This window comes from Burkholderia sp. AU33803 (assembly GCF_002223095.1).
Classification (GTDB): Bacteria; Pseudomonadota; Gammaproteobacteria; order Burkholderiales; family Burkholderiaceae; genus Burkholderia.
In genome coordinates this window covers 209,296-231,729 of record NZ_NKFJ01000006.1, presented here as the reverse complement: position 1 = coordinate 231,729, position 22,434 = coordinate 209,296, and the positions used below count along the sequence as shown (strand labels likewise).

The 22,434-nt window shown below is 66.9% G+C and carries 21 protein-coding genes; 11 read left to right on the top strand and 10 right to left on the bottom strand.

Features of this window, described 5'->3' with window-relative positions; genetic code table 11:
* Positions 1-31: 31 nt before the first annotated feature.
* Both CFB41_RS18185 and CFB41_RS38190 read right to left on the bottom strand, forming a co-directional pair.
* Positions 32-700, bottom strand: a complete 669-nt coding sequence (locus CFB41_RS18185) for a MarC family protein (RefSeq protein WP_089457373.1) — start codon at positions 698-700, stop codon at positions 32-34.
* A gap of 413 nt (positions 701-1,113) precedes the next feature.
* Positions 1,114-1,254, bottom strand: coding sequence for a hypothetical protein (locus tag CFB41_RS38190; protein WP_179250097.1), 141 nt, complete (start codon positions 1,252-1,254; stop codon positions 1,114-1,116).
* A 154-nt stretch (positions 1,255-1,408) separates the two neighbouring features.
* Between CFB41_RS38190 and CFB41_RS37575 the strand changes: the two genes are divergently transcribed.
* A complete protein-coding gene (locus CFB41_RS37575; protein WP_144029948.1) occupies positions 1,409-1,813 on the top strand; it encodes a hypothetical protein in 405 nt (134 codons plus the stop codon).
* Positions 1,814-1,986: 173 nt separating this feature from the next.
* Positions 1,987-2,184 (top strand): hypothetical protein, encoded by a 198-nt coding sequence (locus CFB41_RS18175; protein ID WP_089457371.1) that lies wholly within the window; start codon positions 1,987-1,989, stop codon positions 2,182-2,184.
* Positions 2,185-2,360: 176 nt separating this feature from the next.
* Here the strand turns inward: CFB41_RS18175 and CFB41_RS18170 are convergent, their stop codons facing one another.
* The 4 genes from CFB41_RS18170 to CFB41_RS18155 form a co-directional block, all read right to left on the bottom strand.
* Complete coding sequence (locus CFB41_RS18170; protein WP_089457370.1) at positions 2,361-2,765, bottom strand: peptide ABC transporter ATPase; 405 nt, start codon at positions 2,763-2,765, stop codon at positions 2,361-2,363.
* A gap of 275 nt (positions 2,766-3,040) precedes the next feature.
* Positions 3,041-4,633 (bottom strand): DHA2 family efflux MFS transporter permease subunit, encoded by a 1,593-nt coding sequence (locus CFB41_RS18165; protein WP_089457369.1) that lies wholly within the window; start codon positions 4,631-4,633, stop codon positions 3,041-3,043.
* Positions 4,630-5,748: an HlyD family secretion protein gene (locus CFB41_RS18160; RefSeq protein WP_089457368.1), complete on the bottom strand. Its 1,119-nt coding sequence runs from the start codon at positions 5,746-5,748 to the stop codon at positions 4,630-4,632. Before CFB41_RS18160 ends, CFB41_RS18165 begins: the two co-directional genes overlap by 4 nt.
* A 58-nt stretch (positions 5,749-5,806) precedes the next feature.
* Positions 5,807-7,225, bottom strand: coding sequence for an efflux transporter outer membrane subunit (locus CFB41_RS18155; RefSeq protein WP_256941079.1), 1,419 nt, complete (start codon positions 7,223-7,225; stop codon positions 5,807-5,809).
* Positions 7,226-7,359: 134 nt separating this feature from the next.
* On the opposite strand from CFB41_RS18155, the gene CFB41_RS18150 reads away from it, so the two are divergent.
* Together CFB41_RS18150 and CFB41_RS18145 are read left to right on the top strand one after the other, a co-directional pair.
* Complete coding sequence (locus tag CFB41_RS18150) at positions 7,360-8,133, top strand: helix-turn-helix domain-containing protein (protein WP_089457366.1); 774 nt, start codon at positions 7,360-7,362, stop codon at positions 8,131-8,133.
* Between the two features lie 113 nt (positions 8,134-8,246).
* Positions 8,247-9,302, top strand: coding sequence for a LysR family transcriptional regulator (locus tag CFB41_RS18145; protein WP_089457365.1), 1,056 nt, complete (start codon positions 8,247-8,249; stop codon positions 9,300-9,302).
* Here the strand turns inward: CFB41_RS18145 and leuA are convergent.
* Positions 9,220-10,929: a 2-isopropylmalate synthase gene (gene leuA / locus CFB41_RS18140; RefSeq protein ID WP_179250200.1), complete on the bottom strand. Its 1,710-nt coding sequence runs from the start codon at positions 10,927-10,929 to the stop codon at positions 9,220-9,222. The two genes, CFB41_RS18145 and leuA, sit on opposite strands and share 83 nt — an antisense overlap.
* A 974-nt stretch (positions 10,930-11,903) precedes the next feature.
* Here leuA and CFB41_RS18135 point away from each other — a divergent pair.
* The 3 genes from CFB41_RS18135 to CFB41_RS18125 all read left to right on the top strand — a co-directional run bounded on the left by CFB41_RS18135 (position 11,904) and on the right by CFB41_RS18125 (position 14,260).
* Positions 11,904-12,293: a fucose-binding lectin II gene (locus CFB41_RS18135; RefSeq protein WP_043178912.1), complete on the top strand. Its 390-nt coding sequence runs from the start codon at positions 11,904-11,906 to the stop codon at positions 12,291-12,293.
* 134 nt (positions 12,294-12,427) lie between these two features.
* Positions 12,428-13,273 carry a fucose-binding lectin II gene (locus CFB41_RS18130; protein WP_089457363.1) on the top strand — a complete coding sequence of 282 codons (846 nt, stop codon included), beginning with the start codon at positions 12,428-12,430 and terminating at the stop codon, positions 13,271-13,273.
* A 147-nt stretch (positions 13,274-13,420) separates the two neighbouring features.
* Entirely contained in the window at positions 13,421-14,260 is an 840-nt protein-coding gene (locus CFB41_RS18125) for an AraC family transcriptional regulator (RefSeq protein ID WP_089457362.1), read from the top strand.
* A gap of 60 nt (positions 14,261-14,320) precedes the next feature.
* Here the strand turns inward: CFB41_RS18125 and CFB41_RS18120 are convergent, their stop codons facing one another.
* A complete protein-coding gene (locus tag CFB41_RS18120; protein ID WP_089457361.1) occupies positions 14,321-15,685 on the bottom strand; it encodes a M23 family metallopeptidase in 1,365 nt (454 codons plus the stop codon).
* 350 nt (positions 15,686-16,035) lie between these two features.
* Between CFB41_RS18120 and CFB41_RS18115 the strand changes: the two genes are divergently transcribed.
* A complete protein-coding gene (locus tag CFB41_RS18115) occupies positions 16,036-16,905 on the top strand; it encodes a mechanosensitive ion channel family protein (protein WP_089457360.1) in 870 nt (289 codons plus the stop codon).
* Positions 16,906-16,973: 68 nt separating this feature from the next.
* Here CFB41_RS18115 and CFB41_RS18110 read toward each other — a convergent pair whose 3' ends face one another.
* A complete protein-coding gene (locus CFB41_RS18110; protein WP_089457359.1) occupies positions 16,974-18,107 on the bottom strand; it encodes a branched-chain amino acid ABC transporter substrate-binding protein in 1,134 nt (377 codons plus the stop codon).
* Between the two features lie 144 nt (positions 18,108-18,251).
* Positions 18,252-19,289 (bottom strand): histone deacetylase family protein, encoded by a 1,038-nt coding sequence (locus CFB41_RS18105; RefSeq protein WP_089457358.1) that lies wholly within the window; start codon positions 19,287-19,289, stop codon positions 18,252-18,254.
* A gap of 115 nt (positions 19,290-19,404) precedes the next feature.
* On the opposite strand from CFB41_RS18105, the gene CFB41_RS18100 reads away from it, so the two are divergent.
* The 3 genes from CFB41_RS18100 to mqo all read left to right on the top strand — a co-directional run bounded on the left by CFB41_RS18100 (position 19,405) and on the right by mqo (position 22,422).
* Entirely contained in the window at positions 19,405-19,893 is a 489-nt protein-coding gene (locus tag CFB41_RS18100; protein ID WP_039344260.1) for an Lrp/AsnC family transcriptional regulator, read from the top strand.
* A 69-nt stretch (positions 19,894-19,962) separates the two neighbouring features.
* Positions 19,963-20,268, top strand: a complete 306-nt coding sequence (locus CFB41_RS18095) for a hypothetical protein (RefSeq protein ID WP_089458911.1) — start codon at positions 19,963-19,965, stop codon at positions 20,266-20,268.
* A gap of 510 nt (positions 20,269-20,778) precedes the next feature.
* A complete protein-coding gene (mqo, locus tag CFB41_RS18090; RefSeq protein ID WP_089457357.1) occupies positions 20,779-22,422 on the top strand; it encodes a malate dehydrogenase (quinone) in 1,644 nt (547 codons plus the stop codon).
* Positions 22,423-22,434 lie beyond the last annotated feature (12 nt).

Genomic DNA, 22,434 nt, shown 5'->3' with positions numbered 1-22,434 from the left:
TATATCGCTACACAATCACGCCTGACCCTTGTCACCCCGCCTGCCCGCCCAGCGTCTGCGCGAACGCCGCCAACCCCGTCAGCATGATCTGCACGCCCACACACAGCAGCAGGAACGCCGACACCCGCATCGCCACTTTCGTCCCCTCGCTGCCGAGATAGCGCGCGAGCGTCGTCGCGCGGCTGTAGATCTGCCAGATCGCGAACGCGACGAGCGCCGCGACCGCAACCGACACCACGCCGGAGGTCAGATAGTCAACGGCCGTACGAGCCCGGTTCGCATGCAGCGCGATGCCGGCCGCGATCGAGCCGGGGCCGATCGTCAGCGGCACCGTGAGCGGGAAGAATGCACGCGCCATCAGCTTCGGCAGATCGTCGCCATGCACGGCGCTGTCGCCACCCGGCACGTCGGGCGCGTTGAGCATCGACCAGCCGGCCACGGCCACCGCGAAGCCGCCGCCGATCCGCAGCGCCTCCATCGAAATCCCGAAGAAGTTCAGCACCGGCGCACCGATGAAAAAGATCACGAGCAGCGTGAAGAACACGTTCGTCGCGAGTTTTTTCGACAGCGTCGCGCGCTCGGCCTCCGTCAGCGATTGCGTGCGCTCGAGAAACACGAACGCCATGCCGAACGGATTGATGATGCCGATCAGGCCGGTAAAGCCGAACAGGATTTCTGGAATCAGGCGGTCGACCGGCATCGCGATCGTGCTCCTCGGTAACGAACAGGGAATAAAAAAGGCGACCGGTCGAGATGACCGGCCGCCAGGAGGACACCCCTCAAAGTCCGGCGCGCGCAGGGGGCGCGCCGGCCGCAGAACCCCGATTGTCGATGAAGCGGGGCAGGCGGGAAATCAGCCGTGTCTGATTTTGCGGAGCGATGCTCGATGCGATTCCCACGCGCAAATGGCCGAAGGGTCTCGCCGCATGTCGGACGCATGCTGAAGAACACACGGCAAAAAAACGGCAGCCAGTCGTGACAAGCGGCCGCCAAGGAGGGGAGAAACTTCCACGATTCGTCGCGGCGCGTGACGTGAACGCACCGCGTGTCGGCAGCAACGTAGCTGCGCCGACGTACGCCTGCGCAGCGAGGCTGCCGTCCAGTCCAGGCTACTCAATACCGGACCAGTCGCGTGTGGTTCGGCAGATCGACCGTGAGATCGGTGCCGCCCGCATCCGTCTTCGACGACGGCGCAGCCGGCCGCGCCGTGTCGCGCGTCGCCGCGAGCCAGTGCGTGAATTCGGCTGCGGTCATGCCCACTGCTTCGGCCGTGCCGGGTGACGAAGCGGTCACCTGTCCCGCAAGGCGATGAGTGTCACGCGTGTTCGATGACGCAGTGCGTGCAACCTCGGCCACCGGCGCCGCGCGCTGCCCCTCAGGCGTGGCACCCTGCGCATTCCGGTTACGCGTGACACTGGCCACCTTCGACGCGACCGTCGAACGCGTCGACACCGCATCCGACTTGCCGCGCACCGCCTTCGCAGGCCGCGATGCAACACGCGCAGGCTGCGTCGCCGCCGTATCGCCGTTGCGTGCGTTCTGCGCGCCAGCCAGCACGCTTGCGGCCGGGGCGGCATCCGATGACGCACCCTGCTTCGTATTCGACGCGATCGATGTATCCGCCGCCGCAGCATCCACCATGGCCGAAACCGCCGCCACCGGCGCGGCGACGATCGCCTCCGGCGCGATCGAGATCGCCGCCGCGTACACGCTGCCATGCAAATCACGTCATGCCTCCAAGGTTTCTTTCCGATTCCATTTGACACACGCGCCACACCCGCCTTATAAACGCACCGCGCTCGCACCCACCTAAATCGGACTAGTCCTAGCAACTGCCGCACACTATTTCGGACTGCCCTACATACTCGCCAGCCTGCTATCCCGATAATTCGTCCGTTCCCCAAGCCGGCAACGCAACCGATCGTGATGCGTAACGACTTGCGGCTATCGCTCGCTTTCCGGTTTCGCAGTGGCTCCGGCCACCGCGTGATCGCGATCACACCGCCGCCGAACAACACGGGCAAGCGCGCCCGCAAGTGGCTGCCGCTGCGAGCCGTACTGTGGCCGCTGCCGTTTCTGTTCTTCCTGTTCGACTCGAACGTGCTGGTGTACTACACGGTGCGCTGGATCCTGCTGTTCGGCGTGCCGATGGCGTTCGTGCTGAATTGGCCGCGGCGATCGTGATCGCAAACATACTGGCCGTCACCGCGCGGCGCAGCACGTAGTACATGACATTCCTGATCGTGCCGATGGTCTGCACGTTCTTTATCGACATCGCGAACGCACGCGTGATCAACCGGTTTCTTGCTTGTGGGGCCAATCTACGATCGATGCACGATGTGCGCCGCGTGACGTACCCCTCAGGGCCGCGACAGCACCAGCACGCGCCCGCCGACCCGATGCAGCTTGAGCCAACCCATGTCGGCAGTGAAACGCAGCTGCTGCAAGTTGAAATCGAACGGGGCCTGCTCGGCCGCCTTGATCACGGCATCGGCGATCCAGCGAATCAGCACCTTGCCCTCTTCGGTGGTTTGATGGCTATTCTGGCCGCTGCAGAAATGGCGATTCCCGGCGTTGACCTGCATCTGCAACTGCATCCAGTGGCCCGGCAGGCCCTGCAGGGTCCTGAACAGGTCGGCCACGCGCTGCGTCGTCAGGCTGCGCGCCCACAGTGCGCTGTCACCGTCCGGCCGCTCCAGGTTGTGGCGATCCGCAGCTTGGGCCTGGCCCTTGATGTCACCTTTCAGGGAATCGGGTTTCGTCATGACGCTTTCCTCGCGATGGGCCCGGCAACGGGCCGGTTGAATGGACAGGGACCACGGAGCGTGGTCGGTCTGAAACACGGGTGGGTTCGATCCTGACGCCAGGGCCGCCACGAACGACAGGCCGGCAACACGCGCCGGCCTGACTGTGCGGATCGGTCCGCACCTCGATCGATGCCGGGCGGGTGCCCCGCCCGAGCCGGTTGAACGATACGCGCATTGCAGGAATTCGACGCCTGTCAGGTATGTCAGGCCTCAATATCGAGCATCCGTCCCCATCACGCTTTCTTCTTCCCCTTCAACACGAACGCCGCCGCCGTACACCCCACCATCGCGACACCCGCGATCAGGAACGTATCGCTGTACGCCATCAGCAGCGCCTCGCGCATCACGCGCTGGTTCACGAGCGCGAGCGCCAGCTCGTGCACGCCGCCGGTCGACGAACCCGGCAACGCATCGGCACGCGGCACGTGCACGCGCGACAACAGCCGTGCCAGCATCGCCATGCGTTCCTGAAAGGCTGCCGAGAACGGCGAAACGGCCTCGCCAATCCGCATCGCGTGCAGCTTCTGCCGCTCGACGACGATCTGGCTCGCCACCGCGATGCCGATCGCGCCGCCGACGTTGCGCACCATGTTGAACACGCCGGACGCCGAACCGAGCTGCGCCTTCTCGATCCCGTCGACGGCCATCACCGACAGCGCGATCACGACGAGCGACTGCCCGATCCCGCGCACGACGAGCGACGGCACGATCACGTTCGACGCCGCGTCGGCGGTCAGGTGAATGTTCATCAGGCAGCCGGCCGCGACGAGCGCGAAGCCGAGCACGATCGTCGCTCGCGGGCTCGTGCGGCGCATCAGCGGCGGCGTCAGGAACGACATCACGAACTGCACGAGCCCGTACGGGATCATCGCGAGGCCGATGTCGCGCGCGCTGTAGCCGTGCAGCTCGGCGAAGTAGTTCGGCACGAGAAACACGACGCCGAACACCACCGCGCCGAACAGGAACTGCATCAGGCTCGCGATCCCGAAGTTGTAGCGGCCGAGCAGCCGCAGGTTGATGAACGGCTCCTTGCGCCGCAGCTCGATCGCGACGAACGCGACGAGCCCCGCCGCCGCGACGATCGACAGCTCGACGATCAGGTCGGACGCGAACCAGTCCTTGCGCCCGCCCTCCTCCAGCACGATCTGCAGCGCGCTCAGGCCGAGCGCCATCGTCGCGATCCCGAACCAGTCGGCCTGGCGCAGCTTCGACAACTGCACGGGTACCGGGCGGATCGCCCATGCAATCGCCGCGATCAGCGCGATCGCGGGCGGAATCTGCAGGTAGAAGATCCAGCGCCACGAATACATGTCGGTGAGCCAGCCGCCGAGCGACGGCCCGGCCGCCTGCGCGACATTGTTCGCAATCGCGAACAGCGCCATGCCGAGCGGATGCTTCGACGGCGGCAGCTCGGTGACGATCAACTGGAACGACAGTGGAATCAGCACGCCGCCGAACGCGCCCTGCAGCGCGCGCGCGACGATCATCGACGAGATGGTCGGTGCGACCGAGCACGCAATCGAAAACGCCAGAAACCCCGTTGCGCCGACGAGCAGCACGCGGCGCGCGGAGAACACCTGCACGAGCCAGCCCGTGAGCGGAATCACGACGATCTCGGCTACGAGGTACGCGGTCGAGATCCACGAGCCTTCCTCGAAGCTCGCGCCGAGCGAACCGCGGATGTCGGGCAGCGACGCGTTCGTCACGTGCACGTTCATCCCCGCCATGAAGCAGCCGAACACGCCGCCGAGCACCGCGACCCACGCGCGCAGCGAGACGGCTTCGTCGCGCGCGGCCTGCGCAGCCTGCCCGGTTGCGGCGGTCACGATCCGGCTCCCGGCGCGCCGCGCGTATCGACACGCGCGATCACCGACATACCGGGCCGCAGCACGAGGCCCGACGGCGGCGCATCGAGGCGGATCTTCACCGGCACGCGCTGCACGATCTTCGTGAAGTTGCCGGTCGCGTTGTCGGGCGGCAGCAGCGCGAATTCGGCACCCGAGCCCGGTGCGAGCCCGAGCACGCGGCCGTGCAGCGTGCGGCCCGAGTAGGTATCGACGTCGATCTCGACCGGCTGCCCGTCATGCATCGCGCCGAGCTGCGTCTCCTTGAAGTTCGCGACGACGTACACGTCGCGCAGCGGCACGACCGCGAGCAGCGGCATCCCGACCTCGACGTACTGGCCTGCGCGCACCGCACGCTGGCCGATCGTGCCGTCGCGGGTCGCGCGGATCACCGTATGCTCGAGATCCAGCTGCGCGAGCGCGAGCTTCGCGCGGGACGCCGCGAGCCGTGCACGCGCCTGCTCGATCGCGGCCGTGCTTTGCGCGCGGCGGCGGCGCAGCACCGTCTGCTGGTCGTCCTGCGCGCGCACGGCCGCACTCGCGCGGGCCAGTTCCGCGCGCGCCTTCAGCGCATCGGCGTGCGCCTGTTCCCAGCGCTGCCCGCTGGCAGCCGATTCGGCAAGCAGTTGCCGGTAGCGCACCGCATCGGCATCGCGCCGCGCGGCTTCGGCATGCGCGGCCGCCGCATCGGCCTGCGCCTGCTCGATCACGCTGCGCTGCTGGCCGACCTGCGCGTCGAGCGTCGCGGCGGCGGCTTCCTCGGCCTGCAGCGTCGCATCGGCCGCGGCGACGGCCGCCTGCGCATCGTCGAGCTTCGCGCGATAGTCGCGATCGTCGAGCGTGACGAGCACGTCGCCACGCTTCACGGGCTGGTTGTCGTCGACCGCCACGCGTGCGACATAGCCGGCCACGCGCGGGCTGACGGTCACGATATCGGCGCGCACGTACGCATCGTCGGTGTGCTCGATGAAGCGGCCGACCGTCCACCAGCGCCAGCCGAACCCGGCCAGCACGATGACGGTGATGAAGGCGCCGGCGGCAATCCAGTGACGCCGCGCGAAACGGGCGGATTTCTCGGGTACGGCTGTGGTGCTCATGATCGGAATCGGAATGGTTGTGTGCGTGCGGATGACGTGCGGATTCACGAACGGCCGGCTAAGGCTGCCAGCCGCCCCCCAGTGCCTTGAAGACGGCCACCTGATCGAGCGCGACCTGCTGCGTCGACGCGGCCAGCGCGGCATCGATCGCGACGAGGCTGCGCTGCGCGTCGAGCACGCCGAGAAAATCCAGCGCGCCCGCGTCGTAGTTCAGTTCGGCGAGCCGGTAAGCGCGTGCGTGCTCGGCTCGCGCGATGTCGAGCGCGGCCTTGTGGCGCCACTCCGCGCCATAGCGGGAGAGCGCCTGCTCGGTTTCCTTCAGCGCGCGCAGCACCTGCGCATCGAACGACGCGCGCGCGGCGGCATCGTCCGCGCGGGCCTGCGCGAGCTGGGCGCGGCTCGCCGCGAGATTCGGAAAGCGCCACGTAATCAGCGGCCCGACGCCCCACGCGATCGCGTACTTGTCGCCGAGCGACGACGGATCGCCGGTCGTCGACAGCCAGTTCACCGACCCGCCGAGCACGATCGACGGGTACAGCTCGGCCGTCGCGACACCGATCCGCGCGTTCGACGCAGCGAGCCGGCGCTCGCTTTCGCGCAGGTCGGGCCGGCGCCGGAGCAGCGCGGCGCCGTCGCCGACCGGAAACGGTCGCGCGAGCGCCGGCGTCGCGTGGCAGCGCGCGGCCGCGTCGGGAATCGCACCGGGTGCGTGCCCGGTCAGCACGGCGAGTTCATACAACGCGGCGCGGCGTGCGCCTGCCAGCGCCGGCAGTTCGGCGCGCGTATCGTCGGCAAATGCACGCGAGCGCGCGACTTCGAGATCGGACACGAGACCGTGCGCACGTTGCCGTGCAGTCAGCGCGGCGAGGCGGTCGGCAATCGCGACCGAACGCTCGGCCACGTCGATCCGCTCGCCATACGCACATGCCTGCGCATAGGCGGCCGTCGTCTCGGCGGCCACCGCGACGCGCATCGCATCCGACGCCGCCTGCACGGCCTCCGAATCGGCACGCGCGGCATCGACGAGATGGCCGACACGCCCCCACAGATCGACTTCCCACGACACCGCGAACGACGGCGAGTAACCCCAGCGCGTCCGCGCATCGGTGCCCTTCGCGCTCGCGACGATCTGGTCGGGCGCGTGCTTGCCGTAGTCGACGCCGAAGCCGGCCGTCGTATCGGGCAACCGCGCGGCGCCCGCTTCGTCGAGCACGGCCCGCGCCCGCGCGACACGTGCCGCGGCCACCGCGAGATCGCGGTTCTGCGCGAGCGCTTCGCGCACGAGTGCGTCGAGCGCCGGATCGTCGAACAGCTGCCACCAGCGATCGGGCAACGCGCCGCCGGACACGACGGGGGCATCGCCCGCCGCGTCGAACGGCGCCGTGCGCGCCGCATCGGCCGCGGGCGGACGATACGGATCGCCGACCGAACAGGCGGCAAGCGTCGCGGCGCTCAGCAGCGCAATGGCAACGGACAAACGGAAGGAAACCGGAGGAAATGACGAGGCGCGCATCGTGCAAGGGCTGTCGAACAAACGATGGGCTTATGGTAATTTCGACCCATTCGGTCGATCTCGCGCGCAAAGCGCATTCGTCGTCGAGAAAAGGACACGTGGATCAATTTTTCAGTGCGCTCGAGCGCAAGGACAAGCACAAGCAGATCGCCGTCGTCGCGTCCGACGCGGCGGCCGGCAGCGCGTATCCACCGCATTCGCATCGACATGGCCAGTTGATTCACGCGATTTCCGGCGTGATGATCGTGCATGCGGATGCCGGCAGTTGGGTCGTGCCGACGGGGCGCGCGGTCTGGGTGCCGGGCGGCACCCGGCACGAGATCCGGATGGCCGGCGACGTGCAGATGCGCACGGTGTTCGTCGCGCACGAAGTGCGGCCGAGCCTGCCGCGCGAATGCCACGTGATCGAGGTCGGCACGTTGCTGCGCGAGCTGATCGTGACCGCGAGCGAACTGCCGGCCGATTACGACCTCGCGCATCGCGCGGGCCGCGTGCTCGCGCTGATCCTCGACGAAATCGAGATCGCGCCGCCGCTGTCGCTGCATGTGCCGATGCCGCGGCATCCGGCGCTCGCCGCGCTGTGCACGCGGCTCATCAACGAACCGTCTTCGGTCGTCACGCTGCAGTCGTGGGCACGTGACGCGCACATGAACGAGCGCACGCTCGCACGCACCTTAAAGCGTGAAACGGGCATGACGCATGGTGCGTGGTGCCGTCATGCGCGGCTGCTGCTGAGCTTGCCGCGCCTCGCCGCCGGCACGCCGATCCTCGAACTCGCGCTCGAGCACGACTACGACAGCCCCAGCGCGTTCGCGGCGATGTTCCGCAAGGCACTCGGCGTGCCGCCGAGCGAATACTTCCCGCGGCGCTGAACCGGTCTGTCCGTTTCGCGACGATCGAGCGCTGACGTGCGCGCGCGGTGCGACAGCCCGCTCGCTACAGTAGCGGCATCGCACGACACTGGCGCCACGCGCCCGCCCCGCCGATGGATCTGATTCAAAGCATGCAGGTTTTCGTCACGCTCGCCGACGCGGGGACTTTCACCGAAACCGGCAAGCGGCTCAACCTCACGACCGCGCATGTCAGCCGCACGATCGCGTCGCTCGAAGCGCATCTCGGCATCCGGCTGCTGAACCGCACGACGCGCTCGATGTGCCTGACCGAAGCCGGCGAACGCTATCTCGCGCGGGCACGCGACATCACGCTTGCCGTCGATGCGAGCGAACGCGAAGCGCGCGGTGCACGGCTGCATCCGCACGGCCGGCTACGCGCACACTGCAGCGCCAGTATCGCGAACCGTTTCGTGATTCCACTCATCACGCGCTTCCAGGCGCGCTATCCGGACGTCAGCGTCGACCTGACGCTCGCGCCGCAGGTGCCGGACCTGATCCGCGACAGCTACGACGTCGCGGTGATCGCGATGCCGAGCCTGCCGAGTTCCGATCAGGTCGCGATCGACGTCGGGCGGATCGGCAGCGTGCTGTGCGCTGCGCCCGCCTATGTCGCGCAGCACGGAATGCCGGACACGCCGCGCGCGCTTGCGCGGCATCGCTGCCTGCAACTGGTCGCGCCCGCGTACCCGCCGCGCGGATGGGCGCTGACGCGCGGGGCGGATTCTGAAACGATCGCGTTCGAGCCATCGATGACGGCCGACGTCGCAGCATCGCTCGAAATCGCGGTACGGGAAGGGGCGGGAATCGGTCTGCTGCCGGCGTTCGTCGCGGACGACGGGCTGCGGTCAGGCGCGCTGGTGCGCGTGCTGCCCGACTATCGGGCTGAAGACGTGGGCGTGTTTCTGGTGTATCCGTCGCGCAAGCATCTCGACGCTAAGACCCGCGCGTGGGTGGATTTCATGAAGGCGGAATTGCGCGCCAGGCTCGCCGGGCCGGGCGGCAGCCGCCGCGCGGATGATGATGCAGCCGCGCCGGACACCCCCGGCGCGGCCAAAGGGCCCCCGCTTACGCGACAGCCTTCACCGCCGGTTGCACGCCAAAAAACGTCGCCTGCACCGCTTCGTCCGCGCGCGCATACGCGCGGTTGATGCCGCTGATCACCGCGCGGATCGACGCGGTCGTCAGGTTCGCGTCGATGCCGACGCCGAACGCGCTGCCGCGCACGCCGGTGCCGGCCAGTTCCGCAATCGCGATCGCCTTCGCATCGGCACCCTGCGACAACGCACGCTCCTCGTAGTGCTGGATCCGCAGCGGCGTACGCAACGCATGCATCAGCGCATCGAGCGGGCCGTTGCCTTCACCGCGCAGCACGCGGCGCTCGCCGTGCACGTCGGCGGTCAGCACGATCGTCTCGCGGCCGTCGCGCTCGGTCAGCTCATGGCCGACATAACGCAGCGGCGCATCGCTTTCGACATATTCCTGCTGGAACAGCGACCAGATCTGCGCGCTCGTCACCTCGTGCCCGCTCTCGTCGGTCAGGCGCTGCACGGCCGCGCTGAAATCGACCTGCATGCGGCGCGGCAGCGCGACGCCGTAGCCCTGTTCGAGCAGATACGCGATACCGCCCTTGCCCGACTGGCTGTTCACGCGAATGATCGAATCGTACGTGCGGCCGAGGTCGTTCGGATCGATCGGCAGATACGGGACTTCCCATACGGCGTCGGCACGCTGTACCGCGAAGCCCTTCTTGATCGCATCCTGGTGCGAGCCGGAGAACGCGGTGAACACGAGGTCGCCGACATACGGATGGCGCGGGTGGACCGGCAACTGCGTGCATTCCTCGGCCGTGCGCGCGACTTCGTTGATCTGCGAGAAGTCGAGGCCCGGGTCGACGCCCTGCGTGTACAGGTTCAGCGCGAGCGTCACGAGATCGACGTTGCCCGTGCGCTCACCGTTGCCGAACAGGCAGCCCTCGATCCGGTCGGCACCGGCCATCACCGCGAGCTCGGCCGCCGCGACCGCGGTGCCGCGGTCGTTGTGCGGATGCACGGACAGGATCAGCGAATCGCGGCGCGCGAGATTGCGGTGCATCCATTCGATCTGGTCCGCATAGTAATTCGGCGTGCCGATTTCCACCGTGGCCGGCAGGTTCACGATCGCCTTGTGCTCCGGCGTCGGCTGCCACACGTCGAACACGGCGTCGCACACTTCCTTCGCGAAATCGAGCTCGGTCGCCGTGAAGGTTTCCGGGCTGTATTGCAGCGTGAAATGCGTGTCGGTCGCGGCGTCGGCGAAGCGCTTGATCGTGCGCGCGGCGTTCACCGCGAGCGTCTTCACGCCGTCGCGGTCGAGGCCGAACACGATCTTGCGGAATTCCGGCGCGGTCGCGTTGTACAGGTGCACGATCGCGCGCTTCGCGCCGCGCAGCGAGTCGAAGGTGCGCTCGATCAGGTCGTCGCGCGCCTGCGTGAGCACCTCGATCGTCACGTCGTCGGGAATGTGGCCGCCTTCGATCAGCTCGCGCACGAAGTTGAAATCGGTCTCGGACGCCGACGGGAACGCGACCTCGATCTCCTTGAAGCCGATCGCGACCAGCATCTTGAACATCCGCATCTTGCGCGCGGCGTCCATCGGCTCGAACAGCGACTGATTGCCGTCGCGCAGGTCGGTGCTCATCCAGATCGGCGCCTGCGTGATCGTGCGCGTCGGCCATATGCGGTTCGGCAGGTTGACGGGCGTGAACGGTCGGTACTTCGTCGCGGGGTTCTTCAGCATCATGATGGTCGGTCCTCGGTCGATTGGTCGGGAACCCGCGGCGCGCTGGCCATCCGTCGGGGTGGCAGGCTGCACGCGCAGCGGTAGAAACGGGTGAAAGCGGGTGAAAGCGGCAAGCAAACGGCACAACGGCAAAGCGGTACGGCGAACGACAGCCTTGGCGGTTGAGCGACCGGGACGGAGCGGAGCGATTCGGAAGAAGGACGAACTCAGGCGCCGGTCGACAACCGGGGCCAGGTCGGTGATGCGGGGGAAATCTGGCGCTTCAGGAAAGAAGCAGATGGAAAGCGCGCAGCCGCAGACCCAGCCCGGAGAAACGGGCTAGTAGTCGTAGCGAGAAGAGGGGCTGGGCGGCTTGCATGGCCGAAATCAAATCACAGGGCGATGGGGGCTGTCAACGGGCTGGGCGTACATGGCGTGAAATTTGGTCGCTCAGAATCAGTCCTGTCCGATAGGCGGCGCGCCGCCGCGTCGATATGCTTCATGGGTGCGGCGCCGGTGAGGGCCCTGTTCACGTTCGGAGTGAGTTGGTCTACGTACTTCGCCGGTTGCCGCACCCCCTCCTGTTGCAAACAATCGGGTTTCGGTGTGGGCGTTCGGTGGTGGCCGGTGGGCGCGGCCACGACCGAGATGCTGATGTTGAAACCAACGCTGCCATATGCGAACGCCGAGCGTCCGCGCCGAAGCCCGATTGCCCCCGCCTCCCCCCATCCCGCCCCGCCCGCGCAACCGCGCATCGTTCAGAAAATCGATACACCTGCCGATATAATTTCTCGAATATATCGGAATAGCCTCCATTAAATACATTTCACTAAATCGATTAGCCGCCATTTTCGATTGACTGAGCAATAGGCCATTCCCAGGCGATTATTTTCTTATTTATTTTTCGGCATGCTCAGTACGTCGCATTTCAAACGGCAAACGTTTGCGCGACATGACTCGAAGCCTTACCCATCATTCCTCAGGAGGAAAGCATGGCCGATTCTCAAACGTCATCCAATCGCGCCGGCGAGTTTTCGATTCCGCCGAATACCGATTTCCGCGCGATTTTCTTCGCGAATGCCGCCGAGCAGCAGCACATCAAGCTGTTTATCGGCGACAGCAAGGAACCCGCCGCGTATCACAAGCTGACGACGCGCGACGGCACGCGTGAAGCGACGCTGAATTCCGGCAACGGCAAGATCCGCTTCGAAGTGTCGGTGAACGGCAAGCCGTCGGCCACCGACGCGCGCCTCGCGCCGATCAACGGCAAGAAATCGGACGGCTCGCCGTACACGGTCAACTTCGGGATCGTCGTGTCGGAAGACGGCCACGACAGCGACTACAACGACGGCATCGTCGTGCTCCAGTGGCCGATCGGCTGAGCTGACGCGCACCCGACGCGCATCTGGGGCCTCACCCCCGCCGGCCGCCTCCGGGCCGGCCGGCGGTTGCGCGCCGCCTTCAGCGGCGCCGCCCCCTTTTTGCATCGAAACCCACCCAACCAACGGAGACATCCATGCCCCTCCTTTCGGCTTCGATCGTCAGCGCCCCCGTGGCGACCTCCGAAACCTACGTCGACATCCCGGGCCTGTACATCGACATCGCCAAGGCAGAGATTCGAGACGGGAAACTGCAGGTCATCCTCAACGTGCCGACGCCTTACGCGACCGGCAACAACTTCCCCGGCATCTATTTCGCGATCGCGACCAACAAGGGCGTTGTCGCGGACGGCTGCTTCACCTATTCGTCGAAAGTGCCCGAAGCCACCGGGCGCATGCCGTTCACACTCGTCGCGACGATCGACGTCGGCACCGGCGTCACGTTCGTGAAGGGCCAGTGGAAAAGCGTGCGCGGCAGCGCGATGCACATCGATTCGTACGCGAGCCTGTCCGCGATCGGCGATACCGCCGCGCAATCGTCGTCGCCTGGCGGCGGTGAGACCGGCGCGGGTGGCAACCCGGGCAGTGCGGGCGGCTCGGGTAGCACGGGTAGCGGCACGATCGGCGGCGGCGGCGAGCGCGACGGCACGTTCAACCTGCCGCCGAACATCAAGTTCGGCGTCACCGCGCTCACCAACGCGGCGAACGACCAGACGATCGACATCTACATCGACGACAACCCGAAACCGGCCGCCACGTTCAAGGGCGCCGGCGTGCAGGACCAGAACCTCGGCACCAAGGTGCTCGACTCCGGCAAGGGGCGCGTGCGCGTGATCGTGATGGCGAACGACAAGCCGTCGCGGCTCGGCTCGCGGCAGGTCGACCTCTTCAAGAAGTCGTACTTCGGGATCGTCGGCTCGGAAGACGGCGCCGACGACGACTACAACGACGGCATCGTGTTCCTGAACTGGCCGCTCGGCTAAGCAGTGTCACGCTGCAACGCATCATCGCCACGCCGCCCGGCGTGGCGATCCGCGTGGACGCCCCTGCCTGCCCCCGCCCCGCAAGAACGATCAAACGCCCCCGCCGCCGATACCATATAGTCCGCCCGACACGCTCATTGGAAAGCCATGAATCCGGTAGGACAAGCACTCTGGTTTATCGAAACCAAACTGGATCGCGAACTGACGCTCGACAGGATCTCCGCCAATTGCGACATGTCGCGCTTCGGCTTCTCGCGCCTTTTCTCGATGAACACCGGCTGGCCGGTGATGCGCTATGTGCGGGCGAGGCGGCTGACGCGTGCGGCACGCACGCTGGCGCAAGGCGCGCCGGACATCCTGCAGGTGGCGCTCGATGCCGGTTATGGCTCCCATGAGGCGTTCACGCGCGCCTTCCGCGATTGCTTCGGCATCACGCCCGAAGACGTGCGGGCACGGCGCACGCTTGACGGGTTGTCTCTAGTGGAGCCGCTTCGCATGAAAGAACTGAAGATCATCGACGTCGTACCGTCACGCTTCGAAACCACCGGCAAGCGGCTGATCGCCGGCATGAGCGACCGCTACACCTTCGAAACCAACGAAGGCATTCCGGCGCTGTGGCAAGCGTTCATCCCATACATCGGTACCCTTCCCGGCCAGGTCGACGACGTGACCTACGGCGTGTGCTGCAACCCCGATGCGGATGGCAGCTTCGAATACATCGCGGGCGTGGAAGTGACGAGCCGCGACCGGTTGCCCACGCTCTTTCGCTGGATCGAACTCGAACCGCAGCGGTATGCGGTCTTCGAACACGTCGGGCATATCTCCACGCTGCACCAGACGTTCTACAGCATCTGGAACGGCTGGCTGCCTACGTCAGGATTCAAGGCGGTCGACGCGCCCGAGTTCGAGCGCTACAGCGCGGACTACGATCCGGTGACGGGCGCCGGCGTGCTGGAAATCTGGTTGCCTGTCGAACCGGCTGCGTAAGCGGTTTGCCTTGATCGGCCGCGGCGTGGCTCGCCACGGCCGGCGGCATCTCGCCAACCGTCAACCGGCCCGCGATCCGGCAAGCTCCGACATCGCCACCGGCTGCGGCCACCCGGCCGACGCCAGTCGCGTGCGTGCATCGAGTACCACGCGATTGAACGCGACGCGCCGTTCGCCGTTGAGCTTCGCTGCCTTGCCCGCCTGCACCAGCGCAACCGGGTCGACGAGACGGGCATGCCGCCGGACCTCGAAGTGCAGATGCGGCCCCGTGGCCGTACCCGTGCTGCCGACCGCGCCGACGCGCTGGCCGCACGCGACCCGCATGCCGGTTCGCAGCGTCGGCTCGAATGCCGACAGGTGTGCGTAGTACGACGCATAGCCGCCGTCATGACGAATCACCACGTACTTGCCGTAGCCGCGCGGCTCGGTGCCGATGAACGAGACGACGCCGCGCTCCGACGCGTGAACCGCGCGCCCGGCCGGCGCCGCGAGATCGACGCCGGAATGCACGTGACGTGCGCCGGTGACCGGATGCACGCGCGTCCCGAAATGCGAGCTGATCCGGTTTGCGCTGACCGGCATCGCAAACCGCGCGCCGGCGACGGGCATGCCGTCGAGGTCGTAATAGGCGCCCGGCGAGCCGGCATCGGGCCCAAACCACACGGCCGCGACGTGCTGGCCGTGCAAGCGAAGCTCGAGCGCCGTCACGCGCACGCCGCCCGGCAGTTTGGCCTCGCTGTCCGGTTCGTAGGCGACGCGGAACGTGTCGCCGAGTGCACCGTGCTGTTTCAGGTCGATGCGACCGGCGAGCAGGCGGGTGATCTGCGCGGCAACGCCGGCCGGTAGATCCGCGCGCGCCAGCGACGCCTGCAGGCTGCCGACGATCGCACCGGCCCGCGCACCGCGCTCGGCTTGCGCGAACACGAACGGCTCGGCAGCGGCAAGATCGACGGGGCGCCGTTCGAACGCGGCGGGCTCGCCCGTCGCGGGCAACGCCGACGCAAGACCGTAATCGAACCGCGACGCGTACGCGCGTTCGACCGCGCCGCGCGCCGCGTCGCACAGCACGCGGTAAGCCACGCACGCACCGAAGCGCGCCACGGGGTCGTCGCGTTCGCCGGCCGTCGGCGCGGTCGACGCATGCGACGTGTAGGCAACGTCGAGCGGCGCGGCCGTCGATGCATGCAAGCCGCCCCACGTCGTGCGCGCGGCATTGAAAAAAGGCACGTCGACAAGGTCGGCCATCACGGGCGAGAACGGCGCGGCGTCGTGCGACGCATCTGCCACCGCACCCGGTGCGTTGGCCACACAGGCCGCCGCGATGACACCGCGCAGCAGCGCGCGGCGCATCGGGAAACCTTGAACGCCGCGCTGTGCGGGTTGACCTTGTTCGCGTGCGAGACGGAAACGCAGGTCTAACCGCATGACGTCGTCACTCGCTGTCTGTCAATGAATCAGTGAAAAATCGGGAAAGAACCGGGTACCGCGGAGGAACGATCGTCGCGACCCGGCAACGTGAAAACGAGTGTATCGGCGCGATCGAATCGGCTGAATAGGACTAGTCTCATTTGACGGAAAAGCCCGTTAGTACAAAACCGAAATCTCAATTTCACGGCCTGGCCGCGCCGCCATGCGGCATTCGACCCCACTCATTCGCGCGAACCATCGTGCCCCGTGTACGGTCGAACGCTGCCCGGCGCGTGAGCGCGAGCCTGCCCGATGACGGCCGGCGCGCCACGCGTCACGCATCGTTTCTTCAACCCGGAATCCCGTTAATGTTTCTCGATCAACTCCATCCGGAACGCTGGACGTTCCTGTGGAACGCGCTGTCCACGCTCTCCCTAAAGCTCTGCGCCGGCCTGGCGCTGCTCGTCGCCGGCTGGTGGCTGTCGAAACGCATCGGCAACTGGCTGAACCGCCTGCTCTCGAACAAGGAGCGCGTCGACGACACGTTGCGGCCGATCCTCTGCGACGTCGCCGTGTGGGGCATCCGCATCGTCGCGATCGTCGGCGCGCTGTCGCAGCTCGGCATCGAAACCGCGAGCATCGTGGCAGTGCTCGGCGCAGCCGGCCTCGCGATCGGGCTCGCGCTGCAGGGCACGATGCAGAACATCGCGGCCGGCATCATGCTTCTGCTGCTGCGGCCGTCCAAGGTGGGCGACTATATCGACGGCGGCACGGGCGTCGCGGGCACCGTCGACGAGGTCGGGCTCTTCATGACGCGGCTGACGAAGCCGGACGGCATATGCGAATACGTGCCGAACAGCGCACTGTGGGGCAGCTCGATCCGTAACTACACGCGCAACCCGACGCGCCGTCTCGATCTCGAAGTGGAAGTGTCGGTGCATGACGATATCGATCGGGCGCTCGACGCACTGCGCAAGCTGGCGCTCGCCGACCCCGACGTGCTCCAGGATCCGGAGCCGAACGTGATGGTGATGCGCTTCGACGACAGCACCGCGATCGCGAACGTTCGCGTGTGGACGCACACCGACAAGTTCTGGGACATGCGCTGGCGTCTGGCGCGCCAGGTGCGCAAGACGCTCGCCGACGCGAACTGCGCGCTGCCGATCCGCACGCGCGAGCTGCACATCGTGCATGACGCGGCGCGTCGTGCCGACCGCGCGCAAACGCACGCGCTGTAAACGGCGAAGGCCGCGAAGCACCGCCTGCTTCGCGACCTTCGCGACGTCAATGCAACGTCACCGCCGCATCACATCTTCACGATATCGAGCAGCGCCTTCCTGCCGCTCCTGTACGTGAACACCGAGATCGCGCCGTGCTTCAGGTCGCCTTGCGGCGTGAAACTCGTCTCGCCGATCACGCCCTGGTAGTCGGTGGCCGGCATCGCAGCCAGCACCTTCGCCGGATCGGTCGAGTTCGCGCGTTTCATCGCGTCGACGATGATGTACACGGCGTCGTACGAGAACGGCGCATACACCTGCATCGGCTGGTGGTAACGCGCTTCGTAGCGTTTCGCGAACGCCGCGCCGCCCGGCATCTTCTCGAGCGCGATGCCGGCCTCGGAGCACACGACGTTGTCGGACGCCGGGCCTGCGAGCTTCGGCAGGTCGGTCGAGCACACGCCGTCGCCGGCGAGGAGCTTCGCGCGCATGCCGAGCTGGCGGGCCTGCTTCGCGAGCGGCCCGCCCGTCGCGTCCATGCCGCCGTACATGATCGCGTCCGGGTTCGCGCCCTTGATCTTCGTGAGGATCGCGCGGAAGTCGATCGCCTTGTCGTTGGTCGCGTCGCGCGACACGACCTTCATCCCGGCGGCCTTCGCGGCCTTCTCGAACTCGGTCGCGAGGCCCTGGCCGTACGCGGTCGAATCGTCGACCACCGCCACCGTCTTGATGCCCAGGTTCTTCGCCGCATACATCGCGAGCGCCGGCCCCTGCTGCGCGTCGGTGGCCACCACGCGATAGGTCGTCTTGAAGCCCTGCTGCGTGTAGGTCGGGTTGGTCGCGGCCTGCGAGATCTGCACGACGCCGCCGTCGCGATAGACGCGCGACGCCGGAATCGACGTGCCCGAGTTGTGATGGCCGACGACGCCGATGACCTTGTCGTCGACGAGCCGCTGCGCGACCTGCGTCGCGGTGCGCGGATCGCCCGCGTCGTCCTGCGCGTCGAGCTGCAGCGTGACCTGCTTGCCGCCGATCGTCAGGCCCTTCGCATTGATTTCCTCGACCGCGAGGCGCGCGCCGTTCTCGCTGTCCTTGCCGAGGTGCGCGATCGCGCCGGTCAGCGGTGCGACGTGGCCGATGCGCACGATCTCGTCCGCGTGTGCGGACAGCGCGCACGTGAGCGCCGCCGCTGCCGCGAATGCCGTCATGGAATGTCGAAGCATGTCTGTCTCCTGGTCAGTCTTGTGGGCCCCGTTCAACGCGGGACGTGTTGTGGTTCGGATGACGAATCGGTTTCGGTCAGTGATGCAGCGTGTCCTGCCATGCCGGTCACATCCCCGTCGGTGGCACGGCCGCGGCGCCGCGCGTTACGCGCGCCCTTCGAATCCCAGCAGCACGTTGACCGCATTGATGCCGATCTCGTCGACCATGTAGCCGCCTTCCATCACGAACAGCGTCGGCACGTTCAGGCGCGCGAGCGCCGCGCCGATGCGCAGGTAGTCGGGCGAACGCAGCCGGAAATGGCTGATCGGGTCGTGCTCGAAGGTATCGACGCCGAGCGACACGACGAGCGCGTCGGGCGCATGCGCGGCGATCGCGGCGGCCGCGTGGTCGAGCGCCGCCGAATAGGTGTCCCACAGCGTGCCCTTCGGCAGCGGCAGGTTCAGGTTGAACCCTTCGCCCGCGCCGATGCCGCGCTCGTCCGCATAGCCGGAGAAGTACGGATACGACACCGGCGGCTCGCCGTGAATCGACGCGAACAGCACGTCCGCACGGTCGTAGAAGATGTCCTGCGTGCCGTTGCCGTGATGGAAATCGACGTCGAGCACCGCGACGCGCGCGGCGCCCTGCGCGACACAGTGCTGCGCGGCGATCGCCGCGTTGTTCAGGTAGCAATAGCCGCCCATGTACTCGCGGCCCGCGTGGTGGCCGGGCGGGCGGCACAGCGCGAACGCCGCGCGCGCCGCGCCGCTCGACAGCAGGTCGGCGCCGGTGAGCGCCGAGTTCGCGCTCGCGCTCACGGCATCCCACGTGCCGGCGTTGATCGGCGCGCCCGCATCCATCGCGTAGAAGCCGAGCTTGCCGTCGATGAACGCGGGCGGCGTCGCGGCCGCCGGCATCGCGCGCACCGGCCACACGAGCGGCAGCGCCTGGCAGGTGCGGCCCGTGGCGGCCCACTCGTCCCACGCGCCGGCGAGGAAATCGACGTAGCGGGCACTGTGCGCGGCCGCGTAGTGGGCGCGATCGAACGGCTTCGGCGCGATCACGTCGCCGAGGCCGGCGGCACGCACCTGCGCAAGCACGGTTTCGGCGCGAAGGGGGTTTTCGAACGAATCGGTGATCGCGCCGTCCTTCAGTTCGACGCCGCGATGCAGGTGGTGATCGCTGCTGTAGACCGTGAGCATGGTTGACCGTTGCAGTGAGGGTGGCAACAGTTTATTGACGGCAACCGGCAATAGCTTTGCTTTCGACCCGCGCCTTTCGTACAATTTTGAGAAAACCGCCTACGGATGCCCGGAAATGAGCAAAAATCGCGCTTCGGTCGAACTGGATGGCGTCGACCGCGCCATGCTGCGCCTGCTGCAGGACGACGGCGCGCTGTCGAACGCGACGCTCGGCGAGAAGCTGTCGCTGAGCGTTACGCCCTGCTGGCGCCGCCGCAAGCGGCTCGAGGACGAAGGCGTGATCACCGGCTACCAGGCGAACCTCGACCGGCGCGCGCTCGGCATGAACGTGTTCGCGTTCGTGCAGGTGACGTTCAACATGCATTCCGGCCAGGATTCGGATCATTTCGAGGACGTGATGCGGCGTCACGACGAAGTGACGTCCTGCCACAAGATCACCGGCGCGGCCGACTACATCCTGCAGGTCGTCGCGGCCGATCTCGACGCGTACGCGGAATTCGTCGAGCGCGTGCTGCGCAAACAGGCCGGCGTATCGTCGATCCAGTCGAGCCTCGCATTGCGCGAAGTGAAGTTCTCGTCGCGCGTGCCGGTGCCGGGCGACTGACCGTTCATGCCGTTCCGCGCCCGTGCCCGGGCATCCGTTGTCGATCGTCATCCCATGGAGCGCTACCTGATGAAACGTCTTCTTCCGTCTGCTTCGCTGGCCGCCGCGATGGCCTGCGCGCTCGCGTTGAGCGCCTGTGCGGCGCAATCCACCGTGCCGGCCGCCGCGTCGGCACCGGCCGAGGCCGCCGCACCGCCCGCGCCGCCGATGCCCGGCAGCGATCGCGATCCGCACGGCTGCATCCCGTCGGCCGGCTATTCGTGGTGCGAACAAACGCAGCAATGCGAGCGCCCGTGGGAACTCGCGAAGCAGAAGGGCTTCGCGAATTCGGCGCTGGCGGACGAGCAGTTCTGCCGGAACAACTTCGCGAAGTGACGCAACAGGGCATGACGTGATCGGGACGCGGTGCAACGCCGCGCCCGCCCCCCCCGATCCCGCGCAGTTATCCCCAGCTTTCCCGCTTTCCGCGACCTTCATTCCGGAAACCCGGACACACAAAAAACCCCACAAAAACAATGGCTTTTTTCGTTTGTGACACAGCAAACGAGTTCGGTTACATTACGCGCCCCTTGCCACCCCGCCTCCGCAAAACGCGTCGCGCGCGGCCGCTTGCCACGCAGCCTGAAGCGTCTTCCGCTCAGGCTTGCCGCAAGGGCCCGGGCGCGTTGTGCGCCACTGTGACGCAGGCGCTTGCCTGCCCGCAGGCAGCCGATCCGAAGGTGTCCTTCCCGACGGCTTCGCGTGCGCAAATGCAACGGCGTACGGCGTCGATCCGGAATTCCGGATTCGCGTGTCCGGATCTCCGGATCCGCGTTTCACCGCGATCGACGCACGCGCCGGGCGGCTTGGCAAACCGATGCATCCAAGTTGAAAAAGGGATCTGCTGTGATCAAAACGTTACGGGTAATACTGTCGGCGCTCGCGCTGTGCGTCGCGACATCGTCCGCGCATGCCGCCGATACGAAGAAGGTCGACGTCCTGCTGGTGGGCGGCGGCATCATGAGCTCGACGCTCGGCGTCTGGCTGCACGAGCTTCAACCTGACTGGTCGATGACGATGGTCGAGCGCCTCGACGGCGTCGCGCTGGAAAGCTCGAACGGCTGGAACAATGCCGGCACCGGCCACTCGGCGCTTGCCGAGCTGAACTACACGCCGGAGAAGGCGGACGGCAAGATCGACATCTCGAAAGCGATCGAGATCAACGAGTCGTTCCAGATCTCGCGCCAGTTCTGGGCGTGGCAGGTCAAGCAGGGCGTGCTGAAGAACCCGCACTCGTTCATCAACTCGACGCCGCACATGAGCTTCGTGTGGGGCGACGACAACGTCCGCTTCCTGAAGAAGCGCTACGAAGCACTGCAGGCGAGCCCGCTGTTCCGCGGCATGCAGTATTCGGAAGACTACGACCAGATCAAGCAATGGGTGCCGCTGATGATGGAAGGCCGCGACCGCAACCAGAAGGTCGCGGCGACGTGGACGCCGATCGGCACCGACGTGAACTTCGGCGAGATCACGCGCCAGTTCGTCGGCTACCTGAAGACGCAGCCGAACTTCACGCTGTCGCTGTCGAGCGAAGTGCGCGAGATCTCGCGCAATGCCGACGGCACGTGGCACGTCACGTGGGTCAAGCTGCACTCGGATGAACCGGCGCAGTCGGTCGACGCGAAGTTCGTGTTCATCGGCGCGGGCGGCGGTGCGCTGCACCTGCTGCAGGCATCGGGCATCCCCGAGGCGAAGGACTACGGCGCGTTCCCGGTCGGCGGCTCGTTCCTCGTGACGGACAACCCCGACGTCGTGAAGCAGCACTTGGCGAAGGCCTACGGCAAGGCGTCGGTCGGCTCGCCGCCGATGTCGGTGCCGCACCTCGACACGCGCATCATCGACGGCAAGAAGATCATCCTGTTCGGGCCGTTCGCGACGTTCTCGACCAAGTTCCTGAAGAACGGTTCGTACTTCGACCTGCTCAAGAGCACCAACACGCACAACGTCGCGCCGATGATGCGCGTGGGTGTGGACGAATTCCCGCTGGTCCAGTACCTCGCCGGCCAGCTGATGCTGTCCGACGACGACCGCTTCAACGCGCTGAAGGAATACTTCCCGAACGCGAAGAAGGAAGACTGGCGCCTGTGGCAAGCCGGCCAGCGCGTGCAGATCATCAAGCGCGACCCGGTCAAGGGCGGCGTGCTGAAGCTCGGCACCGAGATCGTCAGCTCGCAGGACGGCAGCATCGCGGGCCTGCTCGGCGCATCGCCGGGCGCGTCGACGGCCGCGCCGATCATGCTGAACCTGATGAAGAAGGTGTTCAAGGACAAGGTCGCATCGCCCGAGTGGCAGCAGAAGATCCGCCAGATCGTGCCGAGCTACGGCACGAAGCTGAACGACAGCCCGGCGAAGGTCGTCGAGGAATGGACGACCACCAGCGACGTGCTGCAGCTGTCGCCGCCGCCGAAGATCGACGTCAGCACGCCGTCGCAGGCCACCGGCACCGCGCCGGCCCGCCCGGCGAAGGCGGCGGCCGACATGGCGCTGTAACGCACCGAGCGC

Excerpts from the sequence above, each read along its gene's own strand:
- CFB41_RS18185 (WP_089457373.1), bottom strand. The coding sequence starts at position 700 with ATGCCGGTCGACCGCCTGATTCCAGAAATCCTGTTCGGCTTTACCGGC.
- CFB41_RS38190 (WP_179250097.1), bottom strand. The coding sequence starts at position 1,254 with ATGACCGCAGCCGAATTCACGCACTGGCTCGCGGCGACGCGCGACACG.
- CFB41_RS18170 (WP_089457370.1), bottom strand. The coding sequence starts at position 2,765 with ATGACGAAACCCGATTCCCTGAAAGGTGACATCAAGGGCCAGGCCCAA.
- CFB41_RS18160 (WP_089457368.1), bottom strand. The coding sequence starts at position 5,748 with ATGAGCACCACAGCCGTACCCGAGAAATCCGCCCGTTTCGCGCGGCGT.
- CFB41_RS18145 (WP_089457365.1), top strand. The coding sequence starts at position 8,247 with ATGGATCTGATTCAAAGCATGCAGGTTTTCGTCACGCTCGCCGACGCG.
- leuA (WP_179250200.1), bottom strand. The coding sequence starts at position 10,929 with ATGCTGAAGAACCCCGCGACGAAGTACCGACCGTTCACGCCCGTCAAC.
- CFB41_RS18135 (WP_043178912.1), top strand. The coding sequence starts at position 11,904 with ATGGCCGATTCTCAAACGTCATCCAATCGCGCCGGCGAGTTTTCGATT.
- CFB41_RS18130 (WP_089457363.1), top strand. The coding sequence starts at position 12,428 with ATGCCCCTCCTTTCGGCTTCGATCGTCAGCGCCCCCGTGGCGACCTCC.
- CFB41_RS18125 (WP_089457362.1), top strand. The coding sequence starts at position 13,421 with ATGAATCCGGTAGGACAAGCACTCTGGTTTATCGAAACCAAACTGGAT.
- CFB41_RS18120 (WP_089457361.1), bottom strand. The coding sequence starts at position 15,685 with ATGCGGTTAGACCTGCGTTTCCGTCTCGCACGCGAACAAGGTCAACCC.
- CFB41_RS18115 (WP_089457360.1), top strand. The coding sequence starts at position 16,036 with ATGTTTCTCGATCAACTCCATCCGGAACGCTGGACGTTCCTGTGGAAC.
- CFB41_RS18110 (WP_089457359.1), bottom strand. The coding sequence starts at position 18,107 with ATGCTTCGACATTCCATGACGGCATTCGCGGCAGCGGCGGCGCTCACG.
- CFB41_RS18105 (WP_089457358.1), bottom strand. The coding sequence starts at position 19,289 with ATGCTCACGGTCTACAGCAGCGATCACCACCTGCATCGCGGCGTCGAA.
- CFB41_RS18100 (WP_039344260.1), top strand. The coding sequence starts at position 19,405 with ATGAGCAAAAATCGCGCTTCGGTCGAACTGGATGGCGTCGACCGCGCC.
- CFB41_RS18095 (WP_089458911.1), top strand. The coding sequence starts at position 19,963 with ATGAAACGTCTTCTTCCGTCTGCTTCGCTGGCCGCCGCGATGGCCTGC.